Source organism: Marivirga arenosa (genome assembly GCF_030503875.2).
GTDB lineage: Bacteria > Bacteroidota > Bacteroidia > Cytophagales > Cyclobacteriaceae > Marivirga > Marivirga arenosa.
Map to the genome: position 1 here is coordinate 370,956 of NZ_CP129968.2, position 26,676 is coordinate 397,631.

The following is a 26,676-nucleotide window of genomic DNA, read 5'->3' on the forward strand; positions in this document are numbered from 1 at the left end:
TGGAACACATGATTTATTAATTATAATTTTTGATAACTGTTCCACGTGGAACAGTTGATTACTCTTTTTAGTTTTGTTCTATACTTAAAAACTGTTCCACGTGGAACACTCAATATTCACAATAATTCTAAAGCTTTATTCTCTGCTTCTCTCATTTTTGATTTCTCATCTTCTGTTTTGTCTTTGAAACCTATAAGATGAAGTATGCCATGAGCCATTACTCTTGAGAGTTCTTGCTCAAAACCAATCTTTAAATTATTTGCGTTTTCTTTTATTCTATCTATGCTAATGAAGATATCAGATTCAATTAAGTTGTTTTGTTCTTCAGAATCATTTAAATCAAATGTGATGATATCAGTATAAGTGTCATGATCTAAATAATCCAAGTTGATTTTATGTAAATATTCATCTGAACAAAAGATGTAGTTAATTTCAGCTATTTCATACTTATATTGGTCTGCAAGCTGATTTAACCACTTTTTATGCTTTTTAAGTTTCCTTAAGTCAAATTGACAATCCTCTTTAAAAAAGTAAATATTATCCATTAACTGATGTAGAAGCTTAATTTTACAGTCTTACCTTCTTGTTCAAAACTTAATTCATCGCTTAATGCTTTCATAAGAAAGATACCTCTTCCGCCTGGTTTATCAATATTTTCAGGAGCTGTAGGGTCAGGCAATGAATTATAATCAAAACCTTGTCCTTCATCAGAAATATTAAAGGTGATGGTATTCTCTTCCATATTTAAGGATAGATACACATTCTTATCTTTATTTCCATCATTCCCATGAATTATAGCATTATTAACTGATTCTGTTACAGCAATCATAATATTGCCGTAAATGTCATCGTCTAAACTGAATCTCTCTTTAGCATTGTCGATAAAGCTTTCAACAATTCTGATGTTTTCACTAAGAGATGGAATACTTATACTGATCTCACTCATTGTTTTTGGTTTTCTTTTAATTTTAATCGATTATAATATTTATTGATTTCGTTTTTATAATAAGGTGTAAAGTTTGGAGGAACGTTTCTCAACTGTTCAATCTCCTTTTTCTTTTCTTCTATATATTCTTCAAAAGCATTAGGTATTCGGTTTTTCTCGTAATCTGTGGCAGTTTCTCCTTTTCTTTCTTCATCTTCTTCTTGCTCTTGATTTGCCTTTTCTGATTCTAATAACCTGGTAACAATTTTTTGTTGTCTTTCAATTAGTCTTTCGTTTAGTCTTTTATTTACTAACTCCTCTTCTATCTTTTCCATTTCTTCAACAATATCACCTGCATTTCCACCATTTTCCTTTCCACCTTCTTCACCATTATTACCAAGCTGCTTTTGTAACTCTTCCATCATTTTACGAATTTTAGCTTGTTCAGCTGCTAATTCACCTAATTTCTCAGAAAACTGTCTGCCTTCTCTTTGTCCTTGACTTAGCTCTTTTGTTTTCTGATTAAGTGATTTTTGCATGTCTGAAAGACTTGGCGATTGTTGATTTCCTTTAGATTGTTGACCCATTCCCATAGAGGCTTGCATTTGCATCTGCATTTGTTCCAGAACGTCATCTAACATAAGTGCTAAATTATTCATAGCAGTCATAGCAAACTGTTGTTCAGCAATTGCTTTGCCATTTTCTCTTTCTCTTAATGCTGATACGCTTGCTTCCATGGATTCGTTCATCTGATCCAATTCTTTATTAATAAAGTTTTTTATCTGGAAAACCCGTTCAGCAAGTGAATTCAAGCTATCTTCCACAATTTGTGCATCATCTTGCATGGCCAATTGCTTTTCAGATAAAGAAATAAATCTTGGGTCGCTAGGGTTAACTTCCCTGAAGGATTTCATTAATTCCTCTTGTCTGAAAGAAAGTTTAAGAAGATTATCTACTATATCTCTAAGATCATCAATATTTTCTTGAAGCATCTCCATTTCCATGTTCATTTGCATAGAAGATAACATTTCAGACATCTCCTTCATTTCTTCGGCCGATTTCTTTTGATCTTCACTAGCCCCACTTTTATTGTTTTCTTGTAGTTTCTGTAAACTATTCTGCTGATTTAATTCAATTTCACTTTCTTTCTCCTTTGTATCTTGTAAAGAGTTAGGCTGTTTTAATGACTGGTTGCGTTTTTCAATCTCTCTCAGCTCTTCTTGGATTTTATCAAATTCTTGATTTAGCTCTTTTTGTTCTTTAACAGCTTCTTGCTTTTCTTCTTCTGAATTAAATTCATCTGAATTATCATTTGATTCAGTATCTCTTTGCTTATCGTTTTCTTCAGAGAGTGTATTTTGTTTTTCCTCTAAATCCTTAAGCTTTTCGCCTACTTGCTTCATGTCATATTGGATTTCCATTCTTTTGAATAGTTCCATAAGACGCTCCATCTCTTTCAACTTATTTTGCTCCTTTCTCTTAAGGTCTTCAACCGATTCTCTAAATTCATCTGATTGATTTTGCTCCTCTAATAAAGACTTAATTTTTTCCATTAACTCTTCATTTTCATTTTGAAGCATTTCTTCCATTAAATTTTCAAGCTGTTCTGATTTCTCTTTTAACTCAGGGCTTTGTTTATTGAATCGATCACGTTTTGCCTGATTGCTTTCAAATTCGTTCTTAATCTTTTTTAACTCTTCTCTTCTTTTCTCATTTTCATTAATAATATCTTCTAAGAGCTTTTTATCTTCCCAATTTAGTTTTCGTTTCGTCTTAAGAATATTTTCTAATTCTTCCAGCTTTTGATTAGTACCTTCATAGGCCTTAACACTTTTATCTATCTGATTTTCAGTGTTTTGACTTGTTTTTTTAATACTTTCCTCAATGTATTCATCATCAGGTAATTGAAAGATGAAGCTCGAACTTTTTGAATATTTAGCACCATTTACTCCGTCATTATCTGCTACTTCTACATAATATTCAATCTGTGTGTTCTCTTCTATTAAGGAATCCAATTGCCATAAGCTGAAATACTTCTGATTAAGAATTTTTCTATCAAATTGAAGAGGAACCTTTCCTTTTTCTACAGTTTGTCCATCCTTTAATTTATTGTATACAATATTCAATTTTGAGAATCCGTAATCATCACTGATCTCTCCCGCAATTGCTACTTGCCTAAAATAGGTACTATCATTAATAGGGGTTAAATTTATTTCAGGATACTTATCTTTTATTACTTCTATTGAATAGTTAATAGATTGATTGTAGTTACTTTCTTTATTAAATAAATTCAATTTATAATCTGAAGAATTTACAAGAGATTTTGATAAATTATAACTGTTTTGAGTCGCATTATTAAAACTGTATGATTCGTTTTTAAACTCAATAGAGATTTGATCACTCGCTTTACTTTGAATCAACCAATTAACTACTGTTCCTTCTGGAATAATGATATTCCCTGAGTTATTGATCATATCATTATCAAGGCCAGTATAATTAGGATAATCTAATTTGATATTCATTTCCTGTATACTTGGTTTCTCATATATTTTCAATTGATAATTGTTAGAATAGAAACCAGCTGCTTCGAGCCTAAAGTCTACATTAGATTGAATGTTTTTAAAAGTGAATTTAAATTGATTGTCGGTGGTTCTTTCAAACTTTTGTTTTACTCCTTCCTTATTTATAAATAATTCTGCTGGGATTTCATTGCCTTCAAGTTTTGCGGTTAAAGTAAAATCTTCACCTTTAAAACCATTCAGTTCATCATTCAGAATTTGAAATTGAAAAGGAGCCTTAGGAATAAAATCTTCATTAAATTTAATAACTCGATAACTACCTTCAGTTATCATGTTGGGAGAGAACATGAAAACCAATACAGTAATAACGGAAGGAATTAAGAGATAAGGCAGATAGCTCTTATTAGATTTTCTAATGTTAATACTTTCCTTAAAATTGAAGAGTGAAATATTTTTGTATTTCTGACTTATACTAGCTGATATCAATGAGTTTTCTGTACTTGATAATTCATTTAACTGAATGATATTCAGTAGTTTATCTTTAATTTCAGGAAAATACTGTCCAATTTGTTTTGCGGCCTCATCATTACTTAAGTGCTTTCCATTTCCTAATAAATGGTAAAGAGGAATAATTAGAAAATTAATGGAAACTGCTATTAAACTTATTAAGGCTAGTGCAAATAAAACAGTTCTAGTAGGACTGTTGAGTTGAAATGAATATTCTAACCCACTTACAAGCAGTATTATAAATAAGATAAAGCCTATATTTAAAATTAAGCCTTTAACAATTTTATTTAAGTAATACTTTTTCTTGTAAGCCGTTAGCTTATTTAAAATTTCCGCTATGTTACTTTTCGAATTCACTTCAGTAATAACGAGAAATTTAATACAATGATTTCCAATATTTTATATGTTTTAGGATACATCCAACTCAACTTTTATAGGACAATGGTCTGAGTGTTTAACATCTTGTAAAATATCGGCTGATTTTAGTTTATCAATTAAATTCTCAGAAAGCATGTGGTAATCAATTCTCCAGCCTTTATTTCGTTCACGGGCTGCAGCTCTATAGCTCCACCAGCTATACTGATCGGGTTCTTTATTTAAATGTCTGAAAGTGTCAACAAATCCATCATTTAGGAATTCAGTCATCCATTCTCTTTCCTCTGGCAAAAAGCCAGAGCTATTTTTATTTCTTACAGGATCATGAATATCTATGGGTTGATGACAAATATTATAGTCTCCACAGATCAACAGATTAGGAATTTCTTGTTTTAATTCTTGAATATAATTTCTAAAATCTGAAAGCCACTCCATTTTAAAATCTTGCCTTGGATCTCCACTTGAACCACTTGGCATATAGGTGCTCATGATAGAAAAACCGTCATAATCCGCACGGATTACTCTTCCTTCCCTATCATATTGTGGTATTCCGCATCCTATTTCAACATTTTTTGGTTTCACCTTAGTAAATATTCCAACCCCACTATATCCTTTCTTTTCTGCAGAATGCCAATAGATATCATAGCCCAGCTCTTCAAAAACAGTAAGATCAACTTGATCTCTATTTGCTTTAAGTTCTTGTAAACAAAAAACATCAGGCTTTTCTTCTTTAAGCCATTCGCTTAAACCTTTTTTTTCTGCAGCTCTGATACCATTTACATTGTATGAAATTATATTCATTAAATATCTGATTTAAAATACTAAACCAATCTCATTCTCAAAATACTCAATTACATGCATTTTGAGCAATTTTTCTTGTTCTAAAAGGTCAAAATGGGGTAACTTTTTCTCTAATACCCAATGTGGCCATCCATTTTCATCTGTCCCTTCCAGTCTGTAAAAACCAGAAAGACTTAATACTTTACAAATTGCAATATGCATTAAGTCTTGCTTATCTTCTTTATTAAAACTATGAGGCCCTTTTCCTAATTCTTGAACTCCAATTAGAAATAAAATAGCATTCATGTCTTTAGGCTTTCGCCCTACATTATCTTTTAAAGCCAATCTTAAGGCTTGCCATTTCCTTTCTAATTCAAGATCTTTTTTAATCATTCTCGTTTTCTTTCAAATATTCCCAGAATTCAACTGCTCTTCTTAAATGGGGAATTACAATTGTGCCACCTATTAAATTGGCAATAGAAAATATTTCAAAAACTTGTTCATCTGTAACGCCCAGTTCGAAGCATTTACCTAAATGATAGCGAACACAGTCATCACACCTTAAAACCATGGAAGAGGATAATCCTATCATTTCCTTAGTTTTTTTATCAACACTGCCTTCAGCGAAAGCATTTGTATCAAGATTGAATATGCGCTTGAGGATTTTATTGTTACTCCCCACAATTTTATCATTCATTTTTGCGCGATACTCGTTGAATTCCTCTACTTTATTCATAAATTAAATCACTATCAATTTTGAAATTTAAATTAACCTGCAAAGTTAGTCCTTGTGAGCTATTCAACCCAAACCTTTTCCCTAATACTATCCGATTTTATATCATTATTTTTCCCGAACTACTGCCTTTCCTGTAATCTTACCTTATCCAGGTCTGAAATACTAGTTTGTAGCCACTGCCTCAATGATTTAAATCGAACAAACCTTCATCTTGACCAACCCAATCAATTACATACTCGCTTTTTTGAAGTTCCTAATTTAAAATATGCTTTTGCCTTAAGTTGGTTTCAAAAAGGAACAGTAATTCAAAAGCTTTTACATCAGCTTAAATATGAGGGAAACGAAGCTGTTGGGCTTTTGTTGGGAGAAATTATGGGTGAAGAAATCAAACCTTATTTTCAAAATGAATGGGATCTGATCACTACAGTTCCTATTCATTATAAAAAAGAGAGAAAAAGAGGATACAATCAGAGCGATATTATAGCAAAAGGGCTTTCAAAAGTATTAAATATCCCTTTTACCCCTATTCTAACTAAAACCATTAATAGTAAAAGCCAGACTAAAAAGCATAGAATTGAAAGGTTTGAAAATGTGGAATCTGTTTTTGAATTAATATCAAAAGAGCAAAGTATTGATAAAAAGAAGATTTTGCTCTTAGATGATGTCATAACAACTGGAGCAACCATGCAATCATGTTGCAAACCTTTAATACAAGCAGGTGCTGAAATATCGATTGCTTCAATAGCCTGTACTAGGAAATAAAGGAATGTTCTATAATTAGGAACCTATTAACCATTTTTAATACAAAATTAAATGTCTGAAATATTTGATCTTGGAGCTAATCAGTATAGTTATAAATTCATTTATAGAATGGTTTAAATCAAGAAATACAAGCTAAGTTCTTTTTAATGAGTGTTTTAACTAGGATTTTAACTTTTCTAATAATAAATCTTGATGTTTTAGATACAATACCATGTTTTCCAACATAATATCCGCAGCTTCTCTGTCTTTAACATTTTCTAAAACTTTTTCACAAACTCTGTACAGAACTTGTCTGGAACTGATATTGTGAGCATCAGCCACTTTTTGAATAAAACTAGCGATTTCATTTTCAGACAAACTTCCTTCAGCTAATTCATCCATTTTCTTTATTTCATCTTTTAAAGCTTCAACTTCAGCTAGTTGGGTAGGTTTTTTAGATAAATAATCTTGATCTTCAGATTTTGAATCCGTTGACTGATTCTTCATGAAATCATTTAAGTCTTTTAAGGTATCTTTCTTCTTAGCCATTGCGATCAATTATTTATAAGTGAGCTAATATTGCTTTAGTGATTGGTAAAAATTCTTTTTCAGCTAAAATTGTACTGAAATTAGCAAAAATATTTTTAGCCGGTACTTTTACTTCCAAAATTTCTGCGTCTAATTCAGACAAAGCATCTTTTACTGTTTCTATTTTGGTAGCGGAATGAACTCTATTGGGAAGCACTAATATCTTCAACTTATTATTTTCCTCTCTTGCAGGTTTAATATCCTCAATTGTTTGATAGGTTACTAATAGATCATTAGGCGTTAAACTAGTAGGAACAATTACCAAATCACTACTTAAGCTTAGCTTTTTGATATGTTCATCAGTGGTTTTTCCTGCACTATCCACTACTATATAATCTAATTTCCTATTTTTGAGTTCGGCTATGTCGTTTAAAGCTTTATGATCTTCCGAACCGATAATCGGAAAAACGGATGATTCTTTTGCGCCAGTTTTATATACTTCCATTTTTCGTAAAGTATTGAGCGTATAGTTGGTATCAGTTTCCAACATTGCTAATGAATGGCCCAAGCTGTGCAGCATAGTTGCAAAATGGATGGCACTTGTAGTTTTTCCGGTACCTCCTTTTCTGGAGATAAATGAAATTATTTTTGTCATATCATAAATTCAATATGAATAAAAATACATAGCTGTAACCCTTTTTCCAAATCTAGGTTAGAAATGAAAAAAAGATAATGAAAAAAAGATTTAATATCGATGAAATTAATGAATTGATCGCAACCAGAAGATCAATTTATCCTGCACAATACACAGGTGAAAAAGTAGATGATGAAATCATAGATCAAATGCTCGAAAACGCGAATTGGGCTCCTAATCATAAACACACTGAACCCTGGAGGTTTATCGTTTTTACTGAAGCGGGCTTAAATGAACTAGGAAAATTTCAGGCAGACATCTATAAAAAGGTTTCTACTGAAAAAGGGGAATTTGATGAAGCGAAAATGGAAACACTAAGAAACAAACCTTTGTCTGCTTCGCATGTGATAGCTATTGGAATGAAAAGAGATGAGAAAAAAAGTGTTCCAGTTGAAGAGGAAATTGCGGCAGTGGCAGCAGCAGTTCAAAATATGCAATTAACCGCAAGTGCTTATGGTGTGGGTTGCTATTGGGGATCAGGTGGTATTACTTACATGGAAGAGGCTAAAGAAGCATTGGCTTTAGATAAAGATGATAAATTATTAGGCTGGCTTTATGTAGGCGTTCCAAAAGAAGGATTTTGGCCAGCAGGGAAAAGATCTTCAATAAATGATAAAGTAAATTGGGTTAAAGGATAAAATGGAATATCTGATTACATATTTACCCATAATTCTCGCTTGGTTAATTTTTGGATTAATGCATTCAATTTTGGCATCTAGATTAATGAAAGACAAATTGAATTTAGGTCCTTTAACCTATAGAAGGTTGTATAATGTATTTTCTATATTTGCTGTTTTATTCATTTTCTTTTTAGGAGCCACATTACCAGCAGAATATTTATTTGTAAAAGATCAGGTGAGTAAATCAATTGGTTTAATCATAGCTACTTTTGGTTTTCTTTTAGCAAAACTCGCTTTTAGGCCTATTAGTCTATCAGAATTTCTGGGTATAAAATCAGAAACAAATCAAAAACTAATAAAGGATGGAATATATGCCAGAATTAGGCATCCTCTTTATTCCGCTCTGATACTAGGCTTAATAGGTTTTTTGATTTTTAGTCCTACTTACACCAATTTAGTACATGTTATTTGTATTCTTTTTTACTTATTTATTGGTATCTATTTTGAGGAAAAACGACTTAAAAATTTCTTTGGGCAAGAATACGATGATTATAAAAAACAGACTCCCATGTTATTTCCTACCTTAAGGAAATAGTACTTTATCGAAAAAGTAAATTTCATGGCACTTTTTTAACTAAATTAAGGTTAGAGCACTTATTATAGCGATTCAATGCATATTGTAATGTTAATTGATAGTTTAGTGAACAAATATTTTAGTTTTTATTCTTGCAAACTACATATGAAGTGTATATTTGCGCCACGAAATTTTAAATTCCTTTATGGAACTTATTCAAAATAAGCACTTTAGTCAAGAACAAATTGATCAGTACAAAGAGGAGTTTGAATCCTCTAAACCGTTTCACCACATTATTCTGGATGACTTTTTGTCGACAGAGGTAGCAGAAAAACTCCATAATTTCTTTCCAGAGGATGAGCTTTTCAATAAGCCAAAGAAGGATAAACATGAGAATAAGCTAGAAGGTGATAAGTTTGAGGAATATCCACGCCTTTTCAATCTCTTAAAAGAGGAAATTGCCAAACCTAAATTTTTGGAATTCATTGAGCAAGTGACAGGCATTGAAAACGCCTTCATTACCAATGATGGTTTTGGTGTAGGAATCCAAAAAGGGAAAAAAGGATCTTTTGAAGATGTGCATGTTGACTTTAACATTCACCCTGAAAAAGATGTGCAAAGAAGATTAAACCTTCAACTTTACCTTACTCCAAGGTGGAAACCAGAGTGGAATGGTGCATTGGAAATGTGGAATGATTGTGTGTCTAAATGTAAGAAAGCCGTTTCTTGCAGATTTAACAGAGCGGTAATCTTTGAAGTAAAAGACACTTCATATTATGGTTATACCAAACCTTTGGAGTGTCCTGACAAAGAAGAACGAAAAATGTTTTCTGCTACTTTTTATACCAAAAAAGAAAAAGAAGATATAACTTACCATGATACAATTTTTCCTGAAACTAGTCAGGAGGAAAAACCACAAAACTCATTTTTTGATAGCATAAAGAAAGTGCTAAAAGTAAGCTAAGACCATTATGGCTAAACATTCTACAACTGAAATCACTTCAGATTCAATTGCGTCTGATAATCCAATTCACCAGAGGTTATTAGCCGCTTATATATATGCTCAACCTTCAATTGAAGGTAATTTGTTAGAAATTGGATGTGGAACAGGCCGTGGATTGCAAACTTTAGTAAATACAGCTGATCATTATACCGGTATTGATAAATACAAAACCTTAACGGATGAGCTGCAAGCTGAATATCCTCAGGCTGATTTTAAAGCTATGCACATTCCCCCTTTGAAAGGAATCGAGGATAATAGTTTTGATACGGTGGTCTCTTTTCAAGTAATTGAGCACATTAAAGATGATATTACTTTTTTAAAAGAAATCCATCGTGTGTTAAAGCCTGGTGGAAAAGCAATTATTTCTACGCCTAACAAGAAAATGACGCTTACCCGTAATCCTTGGCATGTGAGAGAATATTTTGCTCCTGAATTAGAGAAAATCTGTAAATCTATTTTTTCGAAAGTAGAAGCGAATGGAATTGCAGGGAATGATAAAGTGATGGAGTATCATGAGAAAAACCGTGAATCCGTTAGAAAGATTACTAAGTTCGACATTTTCAATCTCCAGTATAGATTACCAGCCCCATTATTAAGAATTCCTTATGAATTTCTAAATAGAGTCAATAGAAATAAATTAGATCAAGCGGATAATTCACTTGTAAAATCAATTTCAGTAGCTGATTACTATGTAAATGAAAATGCTGAAGAAAGCCTTGATTTATTCTATACCTTAGAGAAATAAGCTAATTATTTCATACCAGGTAAACTAATTCCTTTTAATTTTCTGTATAGATTTATTGCATAACGATCCGTCATTCCACTGATATAATCAATACAGATTAAACTGATTTCGTAAAGACTTGCGGTATCCGTAATTAATTCCTGATAGGTTTCAGGCAGCAATCTGAAAACCGTTAAATCTTTGGTGCTTGAATCTTCAGCGCCTTTTTGGGCAATGGCTGCCCCTAAAAATTCTTCTAATAAACCTTCTAAAACTCTATGGCCCACTACTTCTGTTTCTAAAACTACATGAGATCTGTATATTTTTTGAATAGAAACTTCAATGATATCTCGTAATACTTTTTTGGAAGGCACTTGGCTCATTAATGAAGCATCGAATTCACCCGTTAGAATTTTATCTTCATTTGCCATGAACACTTCAGCACACTCATTGATAAGTTTATTAATACATAAAGCTCTTAAATATGCGATTTTTGCATTTTTGCCCTTAGTCTTCTCTAATTTTTCAGGCATGTAAGAATCGCCTAAAACATTTGCTAGTAAATCTCTAGCTTGTTCAAAAGGAACCCAGCCTAATCGGCAGCCATCTTCTAAATCAATTACATGATAACAAATATCATCAGCAGCTTCTACTAAAAAGGTTAGTGGATGACGAACCCAGCTCATCTCATTAGAAAGTCTTATTAAACCCAATTCATTTGCTAGTTCTTCAAAGTAATCTTTTTCAGTCTGGAAAAACCCGTATTTCTTCTGGCTCTTGCGTTTAGGGTCTTTTTCAAATAAGTGGGCAGTTCTTGGGTATTTGCTAAAGGCAGCTAAAGTACTATAGGTTAGTTTTATTCCTTGATTGTCAGGCCTATGAAATAGACGGAATCCTTGAGCGTTCCCTTCAAAGTGAGTAAGATCTTCCCATTCTTCAACGGATACTTCGGATTGAATCCATTGTCCTAATTCGCTATTTTTGAAAAATCCTGAAATAGCATCTTCACCAGAATGGCCAAACGGTGGGTTTCCAATATCATGCGCTAATGAAGCTGCTGCTACAATGGCTCCAAAATCAAATGAAGAAAATCCAGCATCATTTAATTCTGAGTATTTATCTATAATAGACTCGCCTACTTTTTTACCTAATGAACGGCCCACGCTACTCACCTCTAAACTGTGTGTAAGTCTGGTATGAACAAAATCTTCCTCTGGAAGAGGCACCACTTGAGTTTTATCCTGAAGTCTTCTAAAAGGATGAGAAAAAATTATTCTATCATAATCTTGCTCAAAAAATGATCGAGCACTGGATTGATTAGAAATAGATTTTTGCCCTAGTCTATTAGGATTTAATAATTTAAGCCAGTTCATTTTTTCCATTCTTCAAAATTAATTGAATTTGGGAGAAAAGGGCTATCTAAATTAAGTACATTTTGAATAATGAGACCCTTTGCTTAAGAATGCCAATAAAGAAGTGCATTTCATTAGCTTTTGATTTAGGTTGTGTTTAGAAAAAAAGCGACACTATTTAAATCCAATAATGTCGCTTTTCATCATTAAAATCAATATGTAATATTTTTATTCGAATAAAGTGATTAATTCTTCTTTTGGTTTTCTTACCTTTTTTAAATTAACTAACCAGTCTTCTTCGGGCTTTCTATAACCAAGCGGTAAAAGCACGCAGCTTCTTAATCCTTTTTCTTTTAATCCTAAAATTTCATCTACTGCATCAGGGTCAAATCCTTCCATTGGAGTAGCATCAACACCTTCGAACGCAGCAGCAGTTAAAGCTTGAGAGAATGCAATATAGGCTTGTTTGCTAGCATGTTGAAAATTAGTTTCAGCATCTCTTTTAGGGTAGCTATTCAATAATTGCTGTCTATAATTTTCCCAGCCTTCATTTTTAAAACCTCTTTCTTCATTCACTAAGTCAAACATTCTATTAATTCGCTCTTCCGTGTAGGTATCCCATGCTGTAAACACCAATAAATGCGAACAATCTGTTACCACTGATTGATTCCATGCCACCGCTTTAATTTTTTCTTTCAGTTCTGCATTGGTCACGATCATAATTTCAAACGGCTGTAAACCACTAGAAGTAGGAGCTAAGTTAGCGGCCTCCAATATGTTGTCAATTTTTTCTTGAGGTACTTTTTCACCATTCATTGCTTTTGTAGCGTATCTCCAATTCAATTTCTCTAATAATTCCATTCTTACTTTAAATTTATTCTATTTTTGATTTTCAAATATTATGACAATCCAATCCGTGAGTTTTTACTTATGTCGTGCACGATATAAATATAAATAGGTTGTGAAAAATATTATATAATTGAAAAAGAATTATTGGTTAGGACTACTTACTATTGTATTATCAATATAAAGTGTGTTTCCAGATAAGCTAGTATAATATTCTCTCAACTTTCGAGGGGAAGGGCTATTGGTGGGGTATCCGCTAAGATTATAAAATGAGTTTCCACATTCACATTCCAAATATTGCTGCCCAGCATTCATTGATATGATTGAACATTCTTTTTCAGGCTCATACGGGCAAGTTCTCTCAAATGCTGCATAATCGAAATCACTTTTTTTGACTACAATTATCCCATTTAAACCATAATCTTCCAAAATCACATTTTTTTCAAATTGCAGACTTTGATAACTGACTAAGTCTAAATTGAGAGAAAGTTGGAATGGGTCAGGTAAAGGTAATTCATCTACAAATACTTCAGGATTTTCTTCTGCACAAGAAGAAAATATGAAAAGAGAGATTAGTAATAAATAAAACTTTTTAATTGTAGTCATAAAACCCTTTTCCACTTTTTCTGCCATGATGCCCGGCATCTACTTTTTGTTGCTGAATTCTGCTAGGTCTGAATTTACTATCATAGTAGAAAGACTCAAACATAGATTGAGTTACAGAAAAATTAGTATCCACTCCTATTAAATCCATTAACCTAAATGGTCCCATTTTAAATCCTGAACTTTCCACTAATCGGTCGATTTGCTTAAAGTCAGCCACATTTTCTTCAGCAATCTTCAGCGACTCCACATAAAAATGGCGCGCCACTCTATTAACGATGAAGCCAGGCGAATCTTTTGCCATTACGGCTTTTTTACCCATTTTTTCTGCCAAAGCTTTTGTGGTTTCAGCAATTTGCGGATTTGTGGCAGCTCCAGAAATTACCTCAACAAGCTTCATAATATGAGCAGGGTTAAAGAAATGCATTCCTACTAATCTATCAGGCTTTTGAAGCCCCGCCCCAATTTGAGTAATTGGAATAGAGGAAGTATTAGTAGCTAAAATTGTTTTATCCCCATTTATCTTTTCTAGCTGACTAAAGATATCAATTTTGATTTGCAGTTTTTCAACTACGGCTTCTATAATAACATCTGCTTTAAGATCCTCTAGATTTGAAATGAAACTAATATTAGAAAGGCAGGCTTCTTTTTGCTCTGCTGAAACTTTACCTTTTTCTATTCCTTTATCAAGGTTTTTAGTCACAGCAGCTTTTGCTTTTTCTAATGCTGCTTCCTGAATATCAAAAATTGTGGTTTTATAGCCAGCCATTGCACTCATTTGAGCAATACCAGATCCCATGGTTCCAGCCCCTACTATTCCAATTGATTTGATATCTTCTAGTTTCATATCGCTTTAATTAATATTTTTAGCTTAAGTGTTTAAATTGATTCAGGAATCGAACATCATTTTCAGAATATAGCCTTAAATCATTTACTTGAAACTTAAGCATTGCAATTCTTTCAATTCCCATTCCAAATGCAAATCCAGTATATTCTTCTGAGTCAATTCCGCAGTTTTCCAACACATTAGGATCAATCATACCGGAGCCTAAAATCTCAACCCAACCAGAATATTTACAAACATTGCAACCCTCGCCTTTACAGATATTACAAGAGATATCCATTTCAGCACTTGGTTCTGTGAATGGGAAATAAGAAGGGCGAAAACGCACTTTTGTATCCTGACCAAATAATTCTTTAGCGAAATAATAAAGGGTTTGCTTTAAATCTACTAAGCCCACATTCTTGTCAACAAAGAAACCTTCTACTTGGTGGAAAAAACAGTGAGCTCTAGCAGAAATTGCTTCATTTCTAAATACTCTACCTGGAGCTAAGGTTCTGAATGGAGGCTTTTGATTTTCCATTACCCTAATCTGAACAGAAGAGGTGTGCGTTCTCAATGCAATATCAGGATTACTTTCAATAAAGAAAGTATCTTGCATTTCACGCGCAGGGTGATTTTCAGGAAAATTTAATGCAGTAAAATTATGAAAATCATCTTCTATTTCTGGTCCATCAGCCACATTGAAACCAATTTTCTGGAAGATTTCAACAATTCTATTGTGGATATATGTTAGGGGATGAACAGTTCCTAAATTTATATTAGGTGGTAAAGTTAAATCAATTGGTGCTGAAGATTTGCCTCCCGAATCAGAGCTTTCTAAACCAGCAATTAGTTCTTTGAACTTCTCTTCCGCTAATTGTTTTACTTCATTTACCGATTGACCATAAGCCTTTCGCTCTTCTGGCGCAATATTTTTAATGTCAGCAAAAAGGTCACCTAATACACTTTTACGACTGATGAATTTTAATCTATATGCTTCTAACTCATCCTGAGTTTTTGCTTTTGCTGCTGAAATCTCAGCCTTTAATGCTTCTATCTTCTCAGACATTGATTTTTAATCAGTTTATTACCCTAAAAAACAAAGTTAAACGAAAATGGCGGAATATTAAACTTTATAAGCAAGGCAAAATGCTATTAACTTTCCATATAGTGTGACCACCATTCTTGGAATACAATTAGTGCCCAAATAGTAGCATGGCTATCCTCAGGATTATTGGAGAATAATTTCTTTTTCAAGGCTTGAACTTCATCCCAATCAAAAACAGATTGATCTACTATTCGGTCTTTATCAAGCCATTTATTTTCTATATCTGATTTTAGATCTTTTCTAAGCCAATCCAATAAGGGAACTTCAAAGCCATGTTTAGGTCGATTGTAAATTTTAGTAGGCAGAATATCACGGAAAGTATCCTGTAAAATCATTTTTTTTCGCTGGCCATTTACTTTAAAGCTTTCTGGCAGACTATTGGCGAAAGCTACAACTTCATGATCCATGAAAGGAACCCTAACTTCCAATGCTTGTTGCATACTCATCAAATCAACTTTTTGAAGCATGTCACCTTGAAGTACAAGTTCCTGGTCTAGCTGTAAAGCTTGGTTTATTGATTTCGATTTTAATGGGCTGAGTAATTTTTCTTTCCACAAATCGAAGGATTCAAAATCAATCTTTTCTAAAAGATTATTTGACAGCAGTTCACTGCTTTTACGTGCATTTAGTAAGCTTGCCAGTAACCAATACTGATCTTGAGGATCTAATTTATAAGCTTCAGCAAACTTATGTAATTGCCTTATTTTATTACCAATTGGGTTGTTTCGTGATTTTGGTAAAGCTTTCCATATTGCAGATAAACTGCTAACTATTTTTTCTTTAAAGCCAGGATTCCATAATCTGTACAATGCAGCATGTTTATTGTAACCTGCAAATAGCTCATCTGCTCCATCACCTGAAAGAGCAACGGTTACTTTTTCCTTTGTAAGTTTGCTTAAGGCATAAACGGGTAGTGCGGAACTGTCAGCAAAGGGTTCCGAAAAGCTTTTCAATAAATCCGGTAAATAATCATATAAATCATCAAGGCTTAGAGAAAAAACCTGATGTTTGGATCCGATATGTTTTGCAACGGCATTGGCATATTCTGTTTCATCAAAAAATGAATGGCCTTTGTAACCAATGGAAAAAGTATGAAGACCTTCTACTTTTTTAGAAGCAATTGCTGAAATAATAGAAGAGTCAACTCCACCACTTAAAAAAGTACCTAAAGGAACATCTGCTATTAAGCGTTTTTCAACTGCACTTTCCATTAAAGATTTTAGCTGAATTTGAGCTTCTTCATAAGACCCTTCGAATGTCTTTTTAAAAGTATCTTCTAACTTATAATAAGCGTTGAATTCTACGGATTTCTTTTTAACTAGAGCATAGTTTCCAGGCATCAGTTTCTTAACGCCCTTTACCATACTCATAGGGGCAGGAAGATAATTGAGTTGCAAATAACTGTATAAAGCATTTGAATCAACTTTCTTTTCAATTCCAAACTTTAGAATTGCTTTTAATTCACTGGCAAAAATAAAGCGATCTTCATCTTCTAAATAATAAAGCGGTTTAATTCCATAGCGATCACGAGCCACTAAAAGTTCTTCCTTATGTTGATCGTAAAATGCAAATGCAAAAAAACCATTTAATTTATTTAAGGAATCTTTTCCTTCATGAATCAACAACTGTAATAAAACTTCAGTATCAGATTCAGTTTTGAATACTACCCCCTTTTGAGATAAGTCTTTTTTTAATGATTTATAATTATAGATTTCGCCATTGAAGACGATTTGATAACGGCCTTCTTCAGACATCATAGGCTGGTTAGCCTCAGGATTGAGGTCAATAATGGAAAGTCTCCTATGGCCTAGGGCTACATAATCGCTGACATATACTTTTTGAATATCAGGTCCTCTATGCTCAAGTGTTTCAGTAGCATTCGAAATATTAGGAAGATTAAATCGACCTATTTCGTTAAATGCAAAAATTCCAGTTATCCCGCACATAGTACGAAGATAGGCAATAATTTTTCTAAAAAAGTCAATTGGTATTCAACAAATGATTGTTAAAATATTTTGAAATAAAATCACTTATGACATATATTAACTTTTTTTATTTCAATCATATAGCAAAAATGGGATTATCATTTGCAATTATTTTTTTAACAACAGTGATATTAGGATCATATGTTGGTATAAAATATTCAAGAAGTCGTAATAAAAAACTATTTTTCAATAATGGTGCTTATAAGGCTTTTATATATTCACTTATTATAATTATTGGAGGAGGGTTAGTTATCTATCTAATTAGTCCAGAGCAATCTGTAAAATTAAAATATATAAAATTTCATTCTGATTTTATAACTGATAAAATCACATCTACAGAAGGCATATTATATTACTGGTACAAATCAATATCCATTTTTTCAGAACTTAATGTATTTGGGTTATTAGCAGCAATTTTTATAACAGCCATATGGTTCTATTTTATAAAGAATCTCGACTTTTTTAATAGGGAAAAGACAACTTTTACCATACTCACTTTTGTTTTAGGAACCTTATTTACATTCTTAACATTCCCTTTTTCTGATTTTATTCATCATATATTTTCTATTGAGTATACAGATAATAGATTTTATAATTTGTTTGTATATAGTTTTTTAGGGATTGGTGTAGTTGAGGAATTAATAAAAATAATTCCGGTATTAATTATTCTTTTTTATACAAAAGAAATAGATGAGCCGATTGACTTAATTTATTACGCCTCTATATCTGCGCTAGGTTTTGCATTCATAGAGAATTTATTGTATTTCAGAGATGTATCAGGTTCAATAGTTGTTGGAAGAGCATTAACCTCAGCGGTTGGTCATATGGTTGACTCATCAATCATAGCATATGGTATAATTTTATTTAAGTTTAGGAAAGAAAGTGTTTTTACTGTAGTACAATTATTTATGTTGGGGGCTTTTGCCCATGGATTATATGATTTCTTAATTTTTGAAGAACTTACCTTTTTGTTTTTTGCTTTTTTTGCATTTTTTATTCAATCATGGGCAATAATCATAAATAACGCAATTAATAATTCAAAATATTTTGATTATTCAATCCATTATAAACATGATGCAGTAAGGTTTAAAATAGCTTTATTACTAAGTATTTTAATGATATTTTCATTACTTCTAAATGGTTTTATAGTCGGAAGAGATCAGGCATTTAAAGTTTTCTTAGGATCATTAGGCTGGAGTAGTTTGTTGATTTTGTTTTATGTTGGTTTTGCAAGTAGCTTTGATTTATTTAAAGGGCATTGGAGACCAATAAAATTCACATTACTATCGCCTAATTCAAATGCTATGCCTGGTGTACGAATTTTGGGTTTATTTACAGGTCTTTTTACTGAAAATACCATTGTTCCATTAAACCATGTTGGTAAAAAAATTAAAATACATTCTCCAAGATATAACAAGCGCCTTCTACAAATTTTTCGAAGAGGTGAGGGTAAAATAGTTAGCAGACATGAACTTATTTCTAAAAAAAGAACAGACAGAGAATGGTTTTTAATTAAATTAAATAATTCTTTGGACGTTAGCAAGGAATTTAACAGTGAGTTTATTATGATTAAACTTCAAAGTAAGTACATGTCATTAGTTCATGATAAACACATACGCTGTTTTTTAAAATTAATACCAAAAGGTGTAAATCCAGCCACTGAAAAAAATAGGTCTGAATATATTTCTTTTGGATATATAATTATTAATGGTTTTGACTACGAATTTAAATCTAGTAAATAGTTTATTGTTATTCTTCCACATTTTTAGGAACCTGACTTTTTACAATCAATAAGCCAATTCCGGCAAGAATGGAACCAATTAGAAAAGGGAAAATATATCCAAACCTAACCGCATAACCTGATACAAAAGAGCCTAATGAAATTCCTAAACCAAATGCCATTGTTACAACAGAAAGCTGAGAACCGGCTTGTCCTTTTTCAGCCAGATCACCTGCAAGTGCTAAAGAGGGCGCAAAAACCATTGCGGCACTAATTCCCTGTAATCCTCTGGCTGTAATCATTTGCCAGGGTTCGGTAGTAAGTCCTTCTACTAGTACAATTGGCATCAAACAAATTAATCCTATAATAATAAATATTCTCCTTCCATATTTATCACTTAATTTTCCAACGATTGGTTGGGTAACTGCGAGAGCAGCAATTAAAGCACTAAATTCTAGTGAAAACATGAACGGCCCTTGAGACAAACGCTCATTGGTTTTGGTTTCTATTGGTGCTAATAAAGAGAAGCCAAAACTCATCACTAAAGTGGCTAGGGCGAGAGCAAAAATAGGATCTAATACTGTGTCTTTTGCTTTGGATAAAATTTTAATATCCATTTTTCTATCACTAGGTTCAATATCATCCGGATCAGATACAAAAAAGAAAACCAATATGGCACTCAAAAAAGCCGCTGCAGCAGCAATCCCAAAAGAAGCAACAAATCCATTAATTTCGCCTATAACTGGAAGATGATACGGGCCATTTTCTACTAAAAAACCACTCCCAAGTGGGCCTAAACCAAACCCCACTAAACGAAAAGAGTTGTATACCCCCATGTTATTTCCTCTCGTTTTTTTGGTGCTCACCTCACTCACTAATGCTAAACTTGAAGTGATGGTAAATGCAGCGGCAATCCCTTGAGCTGTCCGAACCAATAGTAATAACCAATATGAACTAGCAAATGAATAGGCGAAATTTGCAAAGGTGAAAATAATTAAACCCAACAATACAAATAATTTGCGCTTACCTGCTTTATCAGAAAGTCTTCCGGTAAATGGTTGTGTAAAACTTGTGATTAGTCCGAAAACACCTAAAAGTAAACCAGTTATTAATGATTCCTTTAATCCGAAGAAATTTCCTGAAATATTATCGCTTGCTATGTATAAGGGTAATACTACTATAAGGAAAGAATTACCCATGGCATCTGCCATTCGAGCAAACCCTAAAAAGACAACACGTTTATCTACTCCTACAGAACTTGAGTTTTCTTTTTTCAAATGATTTTGGTTTTAATGACCAATAAATCAACTGCTCATAATTTTAATAGTTTCAATAAACAGTAATTTACTGTAATGTCATCATTCGACTGATGAAAAAGCTTAACCTAAAGCAACATCTAATAACATCATTAAAGCAAAACCAATCATAGCGCCAATTGTTGAAAGGTCAGTTTTATTTCCAGACTGAGATTCAGGAATTAGTTCTTCTACCACTACAAAAATCATAGCTCCTGCAGCAAATGATAAAGCATAAGGTAAAATAGGTTCAATACTTAATACAAGGTAAGCACCTAGCACACCCGCAATTGGTTCTACTATACCAGATAATTGACCATAATTAAACGCTTTTAATCTTGAGAATCCTTCTCTACGGAGAGGAACAGAAACAGCAGCTCCTTCGGGAAAATTTTGTAGTCCAATTCCAAAGGCAAGCGCAATAGCGCCAGTTAAAACTGAAGGGTCAGAATTATGAGCAACTGCACCAAAAGCAACACCTACCGCCAAACCCTCAGGAATATTGTGTAAGGTTATAGCTAATACCAATAGTACACTTCTGTGCCAACTGGTACTAATACCTTCCGCTTTATCTTCAGATAAGCCTAAATGTAAATGAGGTAAAATCTTATCAATTATTAAAAGAAATGCTCCTCCTGAAAGAAAACCAACTACAGCAGGAACCCATGGTGTAGTTCCTGCTTCTTCTGCCATTTCTATTGCGGGTTTTAAAAGAGACCAAAAGCTAGCGGCAATCATAACCCCAGCTGCAAAACCGAGCATCGCATTTAGAAGATTCTGATTGATTGATTTAAAAAAGAAAACCATTGAAGATCCTAGTGCCGTTACCATCCAGGTAAATAGGGTTGCAGCAAATGCTAGGAAGACTGGATTATAATTTGAAAGGTGTTCAATGATCATTTTAAATAAATTAATATTGTATGAATGCCATTATATAAACCTAATATGATTTACGTTTGATATCCCCCAAGAGTTTACGTACTTGTAAATCACCATAACCATAAATAGCTTCTCTTTTCGAGAATTCTTTAAATATGGGCCCAAACTCATATGTGCCTAATTCTTCAATAATATTTTGAAGTGTTTCCACTGGTTTTCCTGGGTGTTTTTCAGATGGGATACTTGCAATATGTGCTTCAACTGCTTTTAGAATGAATGTATATTTATTTTTAAGTTCCAAAGCAGTTTTGTGCAATGCTTCAATATTTCCAGATCGATAATGAATCCACAATTCAGAAATTTTATCAGCTTGAACTAAAACAACTTTACTTTTATAGCATTTTATTAGCGCTGAATTATTTAGATGACCGAAACTATAGGGACTATCAATAGGTAGAATTAAATGAAGATGAGCAGATTTTGTATTGTTTAAAATTAAATATACACAGTACCAGAGATTTACTTGACAAAACAAGTCCTCTTCAAACCACAAATTAACTTCAGAATTTTCAGGGATTGATTTTATTTTTTCAAATTCTGAAACGCTTTCTTGATAGTAATCTTGCAAATTAACTTCTTCATAAGTCTTGCTTAAAAATTCAGCTCTATTATGATAAAACTCTTCTTCTGTATCTCCTTTTAGTTCGCCATCTACTAAACATTCTCTGGCGATAATAACTTCTCCCTCTATCTCTTTAGGTAATTGTTCTTTTAAGGCATCACCATTTAAAATGTGATAGATCTTGCTCATTTTTTTCTTTTAGATGTGTAGGGAATACTTTCGTCTAGTAGTAATGCCTCCTGGATAATTTCGTAAATATGATCTCTGGGAATCTCATCCACGTTTGAAAAGCTAATACCAGCAACTTGCTTTCTGCCTTTAAAATCAAGTATTCCCTGATGATTGCTAAGTTCATTAGCACGAAGAAACGCTACTTCCACACCACCATTTTTGATAGGGTTCATATAGCAAACCCAAGATTTATGATAGTAAAATGGGATTTTGTATCTGATCTTATCTTCTAGCTCCAATTGATGAGCTAATAGATCGTGAAAATACAGCATGATTTCACGTTGATTGATTTTTAAATCAAATATGTATTGCTCAACTTCAGTCATCTACAAAAAGTGAATTAAGTGCAAGAGACATTACTCTTGCACTTTTACATTTACCAAACCGCTACTCTTTCTTCTTCTGCTAAATACATTTCATCCCCTTCCTTAATATCAAAAGCAGAATAAAAAGCTGGGGTATTCATTAGTGGACCATTTACACGCCACATGGGTGGCGAATGCGAATTAGTTTTAATCCATAATCGAAGATATTCCTCTTTCATTTTTACTCTCCAAATTCTGGCTAATGACATAAAAAATCGTTGATCAGGTGTAAAGCCATCAATTTTTGCAGTGTCTTGTCCTTGTTTGGTTAATTTGAAAGCATCATAGGCAACCGCTAATCCACTTAAGTCTGCAGTATTTTCACCAACTGTCATGGCGCCATTTATATGGAGAGTATCCAAAACAGTAAAGGAGCTATATAAATCAATAACATCTTGAGTTTTGGCCCTGAATTTCTCGTAATCTTCTTTTGTCCACCAATTGTTGACATTTCCCTCCTTGTCAAATTGTGCTCCCTGATCATCAAACGAATGAGTCAGCTCATGACCGATTACCATTCCAATTCCTCCGTAATTTAAAGCATCATCTGCTTCATAATCGAAATAAGGAGGTTGTAAAATTCCAGCTGGGAATACGATTTCATTTGCCGAAGGATTATAATAAGCGGTAACAGTTGAAGGAGTGGTATACCATTCTTTCTTATTAACTGGTTGGCCTAACTTTGCGAGGTTATAATTATAATCTGCTTTTGAAGCAGATAATATGTTAGCAAAATAGTCATTACGTTTTACCTCTACACTTTCATACTCTCTCCATTCGTCTGGATATCCAATTTTTTTAGTAATAGAAAATAACTTCTCTTTGGCTTTCACCTTAGTGCTATCCGTCATCCATTCCAAATTATCAATTCTATTGCTATAAGCTTTTTGAGCATTTTCTAACAATTCCAACATTCGCTCTTTACCGGATTCAGGAAAATACTTTTTCACATATAATTGACCCAAAGCTTCACCTAGAAGATTATCAACTTCGCTTGCCATTTTTTCACCTCTGGTTTTTTGAATTGCTTGTCCGGAAATCACCTTAGTGAAGGCAAATTCAGCATCAACAAAATCTTTACTCAGATGAGCGGCATAATTACGCATAGTTGTAGCTTTCAAATAAACCTTCCAATCCTCAATAGAAATGCTTCCTAACAATTCATTCAGTTTATTGTAAAATTCGGGTTGTCCAACATCAATTGAATCAGTGGAGGCCCCCATTTTATTTAGAAGGTTCGACCAAGCGATATTGGGATGCATTTCATCCAAACTTGCAACAGCCATTTTATTATAGTTAGCTTTAACATCTCTTAGTTCAACTCTGGTTCTGTGTGATTCAGCCAGATTTTTTTCTACTTCATATACTGTTTTAGCAAATGCTTTAGCTTCATCTTCATCCACACCACTCAATTCAAAAAGCGTAGTGACATAATCTTTGTATGCCTTTTGAATACCAAGAGTGGAAGAATTATTTTCGAAATAATAGTCTCTATTAGGCAGACCTAATCCAGTTTGATAGGCGTGAGCTATATTAATTTTACTGTTTTTATCATCTGGCCCCACATAAAATCCTACAATAGTATTGTTATACATCTTGGACTGTTCTGCAACAAAATTCATTAATGAAGGAACATCTATTATGGATTCAACTTTAGATAAAATGGGTTTAATAGGTTCGTATCCCTTTTGGTTTATACTTTCCATATCCATACCAGAAGCGTAAAAATCTCCCACCATTTGTTCAATACTTCCTTCTGCATTTTTAGTTTGAGATACACTGTCCAATAGGTTTTGTAATCGTAACCTTTGAGGATAGTTCATAAAGCGATAAGCTCCTACTCCTGCCTGTGTTTCTGGAATGGTAGCAGAATCGTACCATATTCCATTTACATAGCGAAAGAAATTATCACCAGGATTCATGGTAGAATCAATGTCTTCAATTTTAATAATTTTTTGAGTTTGTTCTGATTTCTCAGAAGGACTATTGCAAGCGAATAGTATTAGTGCTGCAATAGATAGTGTTAGAATTTTTTTCATGGTCAAGGATTTAATGCAATAAAATTATCAAATAAGTTAAGGAATAAATTTGATATTATCCGTGCGGAGATTAGACCAAAGGTTAATAGTGGTTATAGAAAGATTTAAAATAAAAAAATCGCACAAGAAATATCCTGTGCGATTTTAAATAAAGATCTAAAATATGATTCTTAATCAATGCTTTTCACAAAATCAGCAAATACTTGCTTATGCTTTTCTAAATCTAAGTCTGGAGAAACAGAAACTCTTGCTATATAGTCTTTATCTTCCTCTTTAGTAGTTCCTTGTGTGGAGGTAGCCGGAATAGTCCAATAGCAACCTTTTAGCTGACCATAACTCACGCAGTATTTACTTTCATTTGGAATTTCTGTGATCATCATATCAATAAGCTTTTGGTTTAAAGCTCTTTTGTATTCTTCTCTTTCTTCATCTGTGTTGCCTTTAGTAGGAAGATCTAAGGAAAATACTGACGGAGTAAAATCTTCCTTAGCCAGTTCTTCAGAAACAAAATTTATTTTAGCAGAAGGCAAAGTTTCTTTTATAAAATTTACAAACTCTCTTGTGTTTTTGTAAGCATCCTCAATTCTTTGATTCATAGACGGCAATTGTTCTGCCAAGATTTCAGTTTGCAAAGGAGTTGCTTCATTATCGCATAATTTTAAGTGCTTTTCAATTGAACTCATAAGGTGAGCGGCCTTTCTATTAGCCGTAACATAACCAGCTGTGCACTTACCGCCACTCGGAAATTTAGATCCACTTACATATGAAATCACTTGAACTTCTGAAAGAATACCTTCTTCACTTAAGAATTGAATATTAGGGCAGAAGGTTTGGTCTAATATGAATATTGGGTCAATGGCATTTTCTCCATTAGGTGTTTTTCTATCTTTCACTAAAGCCTTTCTTAGAGCTTCCATATCTGGAACCTCAACTCTAGGGTTGGTTGGGATTTCTGCAATAATTAATGGAACAGCATCAAGTTTTGCTGCTTCATCTAAAACTTTGTCAGTTGATTGTACCATATCATTATCACCATCAACTGGTAAGTCCATAATATCAACATTGTCAACAGCTGCGGCTACTCTTCTTGCCTGATCATTTGTTCCTCCATAACAGTTTGGTGGCACTATGATTTTTATGGCTTTGCCTGGATGTTGTTTCATGGCATGTTCGATCAATCCCATCATAATGGCATATTGAACTGATAATCCGCATGATCCTAATAAGGCCTTTGTTTCGGAAGCTGTTATTTTTCGAATTGAATCAAGAACAGATTTCTTATTAGATTCAAATTGTGTCTGATCAAAAGAAGCAACTTTGTTTCCTTGAATTAATTGTAAGGCACTATACGAATTTTGAGGAGTCATAGCAATGGTTTCCCTCCTTCTTACATGCTGAATTGCAGGAATGTATGCTTCATTTTTAGCACCATTTACCATAAACACACTTCCGAGCTGACTATGAGAATTAATATAAAAGTCAATATTTTCGTTTAATTCTACCTTTCCTAAGTCGTTGGTAGCTTGAAAGAAAATGGTGCTCCCGCTAAACTTTTCAATATCATCAAGGCTGTCAATTTTTTGAATTTTTAACGTATAATTATACGTTTGTTGAATTGTATCTAAATCCAAGGACTCAGGAAGCTCTCCTTTATAATAAAGTATTGTTTCTTTTTTATCAAATAGGTTTTTTCTTAATACAGCTAATATGGGAATAGTGCGAGATGCAAAACTTATAACTTGATCGGCTTTTAAACCATTTAATTTTGCGATTGACCATTCTAATACAGTTGACAGAGGGTGGCCTAATCTAATATAATCATAAGCGGTAGGAAGTTCGCTCAGTGTGGAGGTTTCAGAGTTTCCTTGTTCAAATAAGTTATTAAAGTGTTGAAGAAATTCAGTTTTTGCTAAATCTTCATTGTAAATATCTAATCTGTGAGTAGTAAGTTTTAACCAATCAGATGGAACATTATTCACTACATCATCGATATAATTTAAGACTTTATTTTCGCTCATAATTTAATATGTTAGTTCGGGATTTGTTACTGTTTGTTAAAACCCATTGTTTTCCTATCAAAAA

General features: G+C 33.0%; 26 protein-coding genes. 6 read left to right on the forward strand and 20 right to left on the reverse strand.

From position 1 onward, the window contains the following. Positions 1-116: 116 nt before the first annotated feature. The 6 genes from ybeY to QYS47_RS01610 are packed head-to-tail and all read right to left on the reverse strand — an operon-like array spanning position 117 to position 5,842. Entirely contained in the window at positions 117-545 is a 429-nt protein-coding gene (ybeY, locus tag QYS47_RS01585) for an rRNA maturation RNase YbeY (RefSeq protein WP_322347480.1), read from the reverse strand. Further along, positions 545-946, reverse strand: coding sequence for an ATP-binding protein (locus QYS47_RS01590; protein WP_308358088.1), 402 nt, complete (start codon positions 944-946; stop codon positions 545-547). The genes ybeY and QYS47_RS01590 overlap by 1 nt, the downstream gene beginning before the upstream one ends. Beyond that, the gene (locus tag QYS47_RS01595; protein ID WP_322347481.1) at positions 943-4,308 is read right to left on the reverse strand and encodes a DUF4175 family protein; all 3,366 of its coding nucleotides are present in this window, start codon (positions 4,306-4,308) and stop codon (positions 943-945) included. The genes QYS47_RS01590 and QYS47_RS01595 overlap by 4 nt, the downstream gene beginning before the upstream one ends. Before the next feature lie 51 nt (positions 4,309-4,359). Then, positions 4,360-5,127, reverse strand: coding sequence for an exodeoxyribonuclease III (locus tag QYS47_RS01600; RefSeq protein WP_322347482.1), 768 nt, complete (start codon positions 5,125-5,127; stop codon positions 4,360-4,362). 12 nt (positions 5,128-5,139) lie between these two features. Then, complete coding sequence (locus QYS47_RS01605; RefSeq protein WP_322347483.1) at positions 5,140-5,499, reverse strand: hypothetical protein; 360 nt, start codon at positions 5,497-5,499, stop codon at positions 5,140-5,142. Continuing rightward, a complete protein-coding gene (locus QYS47_RS01610) occupies positions 5,492-5,842 on the reverse strand; it encodes a carboxymuconolactone decarboxylase family protein (RefSeq protein ID WP_308358084.1) in 351 nt (116 codons plus the stop codon). The genes QYS47_RS01605 and QYS47_RS01610 overlap by 8 nt, the downstream gene beginning before the upstream one ends. A gap of 54 nt (positions 5,843-5,896) precedes the next feature. On the opposite strand from QYS47_RS01610, the gene QYS47_RS01615 reads away from it, so the two are divergent. Continuing rightward, positions 5,897-6,604, forward strand: coding sequence for a ComF family protein (locus QYS47_RS01615; protein WP_322347484.1), 708 nt, complete (start codon positions 5,897-5,899; stop codon positions 6,602-6,604). A gap of 159 nt (positions 6,605-6,763) precedes the next feature. Here the strand turns inward: QYS47_RS01615 and QYS47_RS01620 are convergent, their stop codons facing one another. Together QYS47_RS01620 and QYS47_RS01625 are read right to left on the reverse strand one after the other, a co-directional pair. Continuing rightward, a complete protein-coding gene (locus QYS47_RS01620; RefSeq protein ID WP_302128350.1) occupies positions 6,764-7,132 on the reverse strand; it encodes a hypothetical protein in 369 nt (122 codons plus the stop codon). Positions 7,133-7,145: 13 nt separating this feature from the next. Next, the gene (locus QYS47_RS01625; RefSeq protein ID WP_322347485.1) at positions 7,146-7,766 is read right to left on the reverse strand and encodes a ParA family protein; all 621 of its coding nucleotides are present in this window, start codon (positions 7,764-7,766) and stop codon (positions 7,146-7,148) included. Positions 7,767-7,843: 77 nt separating this feature from the next. On the opposite strand from QYS47_RS01625, the gene QYS47_RS01630 reads away from it, so the two are divergent. From QYS47_RS01630 to QYS47_RS01645, 4 genes are all read left to right on the forward strand, one after another. Further along, positions 7,844-8,443, forward strand: coding sequence for a nitroreductase family protein (locus QYS47_RS01630; protein ID WP_322347486.1), 600 nt, complete (start codon positions 7,844-7,846; stop codon positions 8,441-8,443). Position 8,444: 1 nt separating this feature from the next. Continuing rightward, positions 8,445-9,020 (forward strand): methyltransferase family protein, encoded by a 576-nt coding sequence (locus QYS47_RS01635; protein WP_302102880.1) that lies wholly within the window; start codon positions 8,445-8,447, stop codon positions 9,018-9,020. A gap of 184 nt (positions 9,021-9,204) precedes the next feature. Further along, positions 9,205-9,963, forward strand: a complete 759-nt coding sequence (locus tag QYS47_RS01640) for a 2OG-Fe(II) oxygenase (protein WP_308358080.1) — start codon at positions 9,205-9,207, stop codon at positions 9,961-9,963. Between the two features lie 7 nt (positions 9,964-9,970). Beyond that, positions 9,971-10,747: a class I SAM-dependent methyltransferase gene (locus tag QYS47_RS01645; protein WP_308358079.1), complete on the forward strand. Its 777-nt coding sequence runs from the start codon at positions 9,971-9,973 to the stop codon at positions 10,745-10,747. A gap of 5 nt (positions 10,748-10,752) precedes the next feature. Here the strand turns inward: QYS47_RS01645 and QYS47_RS01650 are convergent, their stop codons facing one another. From QYS47_RS01650 to asnB, 6 genes are all read right to left on the reverse strand, one after another. Beyond that, positions 10,753-12,108, reverse strand: a complete 1,356-nt coding sequence (locus QYS47_RS01650; RefSeq protein WP_322347487.1) for a deoxyguanosinetriphosphate triphosphohydrolase — start codon at positions 12,106-12,108, stop codon at positions 10,753-10,755. A 198-nt stretch (positions 12,109-12,306) separates the two neighbouring features. Continuing rightward, positions 12,307-12,939: an NAD(P)H-dependent oxidoreductase gene (locus QYS47_RS01655; protein WP_322347488.1), complete on the reverse strand. Its 633-nt coding sequence runs from the start codon at positions 12,937-12,939 to the stop codon at positions 12,307-12,309. A gap of 129 nt (positions 12,940-13,068) precedes the next feature. Next, entirely contained in the window at positions 13,069-13,530 is a 462-nt protein-coding gene (locus QYS47_RS01660) for a hypothetical protein (RefSeq protein WP_322347489.1), read from the reverse strand. Next, entirely contained in the window at positions 13,517-14,374 is an 858-nt protein-coding gene (locus QYS47_RS01665; protein ID WP_322347490.1) for a 3-hydroxyacyl-CoA dehydrogenase NAD-binding domain-containing protein, read from the reverse strand. Before QYS47_RS01665 ends, QYS47_RS01660 begins: the two co-directional genes overlap by 14 nt. A gap of 19 nt (positions 14,375-14,393) precedes the next feature. Then, positions 14,394-15,419 (reverse strand): phenylalanine--tRNA ligase subunit alpha, encoded by a 1,026-nt coding sequence (pheS, locus tag QYS47_RS01670; RefSeq protein WP_322347491.1) that lies wholly within the window; start codon positions 15,417-15,419, stop codon positions 14,394-14,396. 86 nt (positions 15,420-15,505) lie between these two features. Further along, positions 15,506-17,404 (reverse strand): asparagine synthase (glutamine-hydrolyzing), encoded by a 1,899-nt coding sequence (asnB, locus tag QYS47_RS01675; protein ID WP_322347492.1) that lies wholly within the window; start codon positions 17,402-17,404, stop codon positions 15,506-15,508. A 128-nt stretch (positions 17,405-17,532) separates the two neighbouring features. On the opposite strand from asnB, the gene QYS47_RS01680 reads away from it, so the two are divergent. After that, entirely contained in the window at positions 17,533-19,185 is a 1,653-nt protein-coding gene (locus tag QYS47_RS01680; RefSeq protein ID WP_322347493.1) for a PrsW family intramembrane metalloprotease, read from the forward strand. Between the two features lie 7 nt (positions 19,186-19,192). Here QYS47_RS01680 and QYS47_RS01685 read toward each other — a convergent pair whose 3' ends face one another. From QYS47_RS01685 to QYS47_RS01710, 6 genes are all read right to left on the reverse strand, one after another. Further along, positions 19,193-20,440 (reverse strand): MFS transporter, encoded by a 1,248-nt coding sequence (locus tag QYS47_RS01685; protein ID WP_322347494.1) that lies wholly within the window; start codon positions 20,438-20,440, stop codon positions 19,193-19,195. A 102-nt stretch (positions 20,441-20,542) separates the two neighbouring features. Beyond that, on the reverse strand, positions 20,543-21,358 hold the full coding sequence (locus QYS47_RS01690; protein ID WP_322347495.1) for a ZIP family metal transporter: 816 nt from the start codon (positions 21,356-21,358) through the stop codon (positions 20,543-20,545). A 40-nt stretch (positions 21,359-21,398) separates the two neighbouring features. Continuing rightward, positions 21,399-22,148, reverse strand: coding sequence for a DUF1835 domain-containing protein (locus QYS47_RS01695; protein WP_322347496.1), 750 nt, complete (start codon positions 22,146-22,148; stop codon positions 21,399-21,401). Continuing rightward, complete coding sequence (locus tag QYS47_RS01700; RefSeq protein ID WP_322347497.1) at positions 22,145-22,516, reverse strand: DUF1801 domain-containing protein; 372 nt, start codon at positions 22,514-22,516, stop codon at positions 22,145-22,147. Before QYS47_RS01700 ends, QYS47_RS01695 begins: the two co-directional genes overlap by 4 nt. A gap of 50 nt (positions 22,517-22,566) precedes the next feature. Then, positions 22,567-24,594, reverse strand: a complete 2,028-nt coding sequence (locus QYS47_RS01705; RefSeq protein ID WP_322347498.1) for a M13 family metallopeptidase — start codon at positions 24,592-24,594, stop codon at positions 22,567-22,569. 170 nt (positions 24,595-24,764) lie between these two features. Next, positions 24,765-26,612 carry a PLP-dependent transferase gene (locus QYS47_RS01710; RefSeq protein ID WP_322347499.1) on the reverse strand — a complete coding sequence of 616 codons (1,848 nt, stop codon included), beginning with the start codon at positions 26,610-26,612 and terminating at the stop codon, positions 24,765-24,767. Between the last annotated feature and the right edge of the window lie 64 nt (positions 26,613-26,676).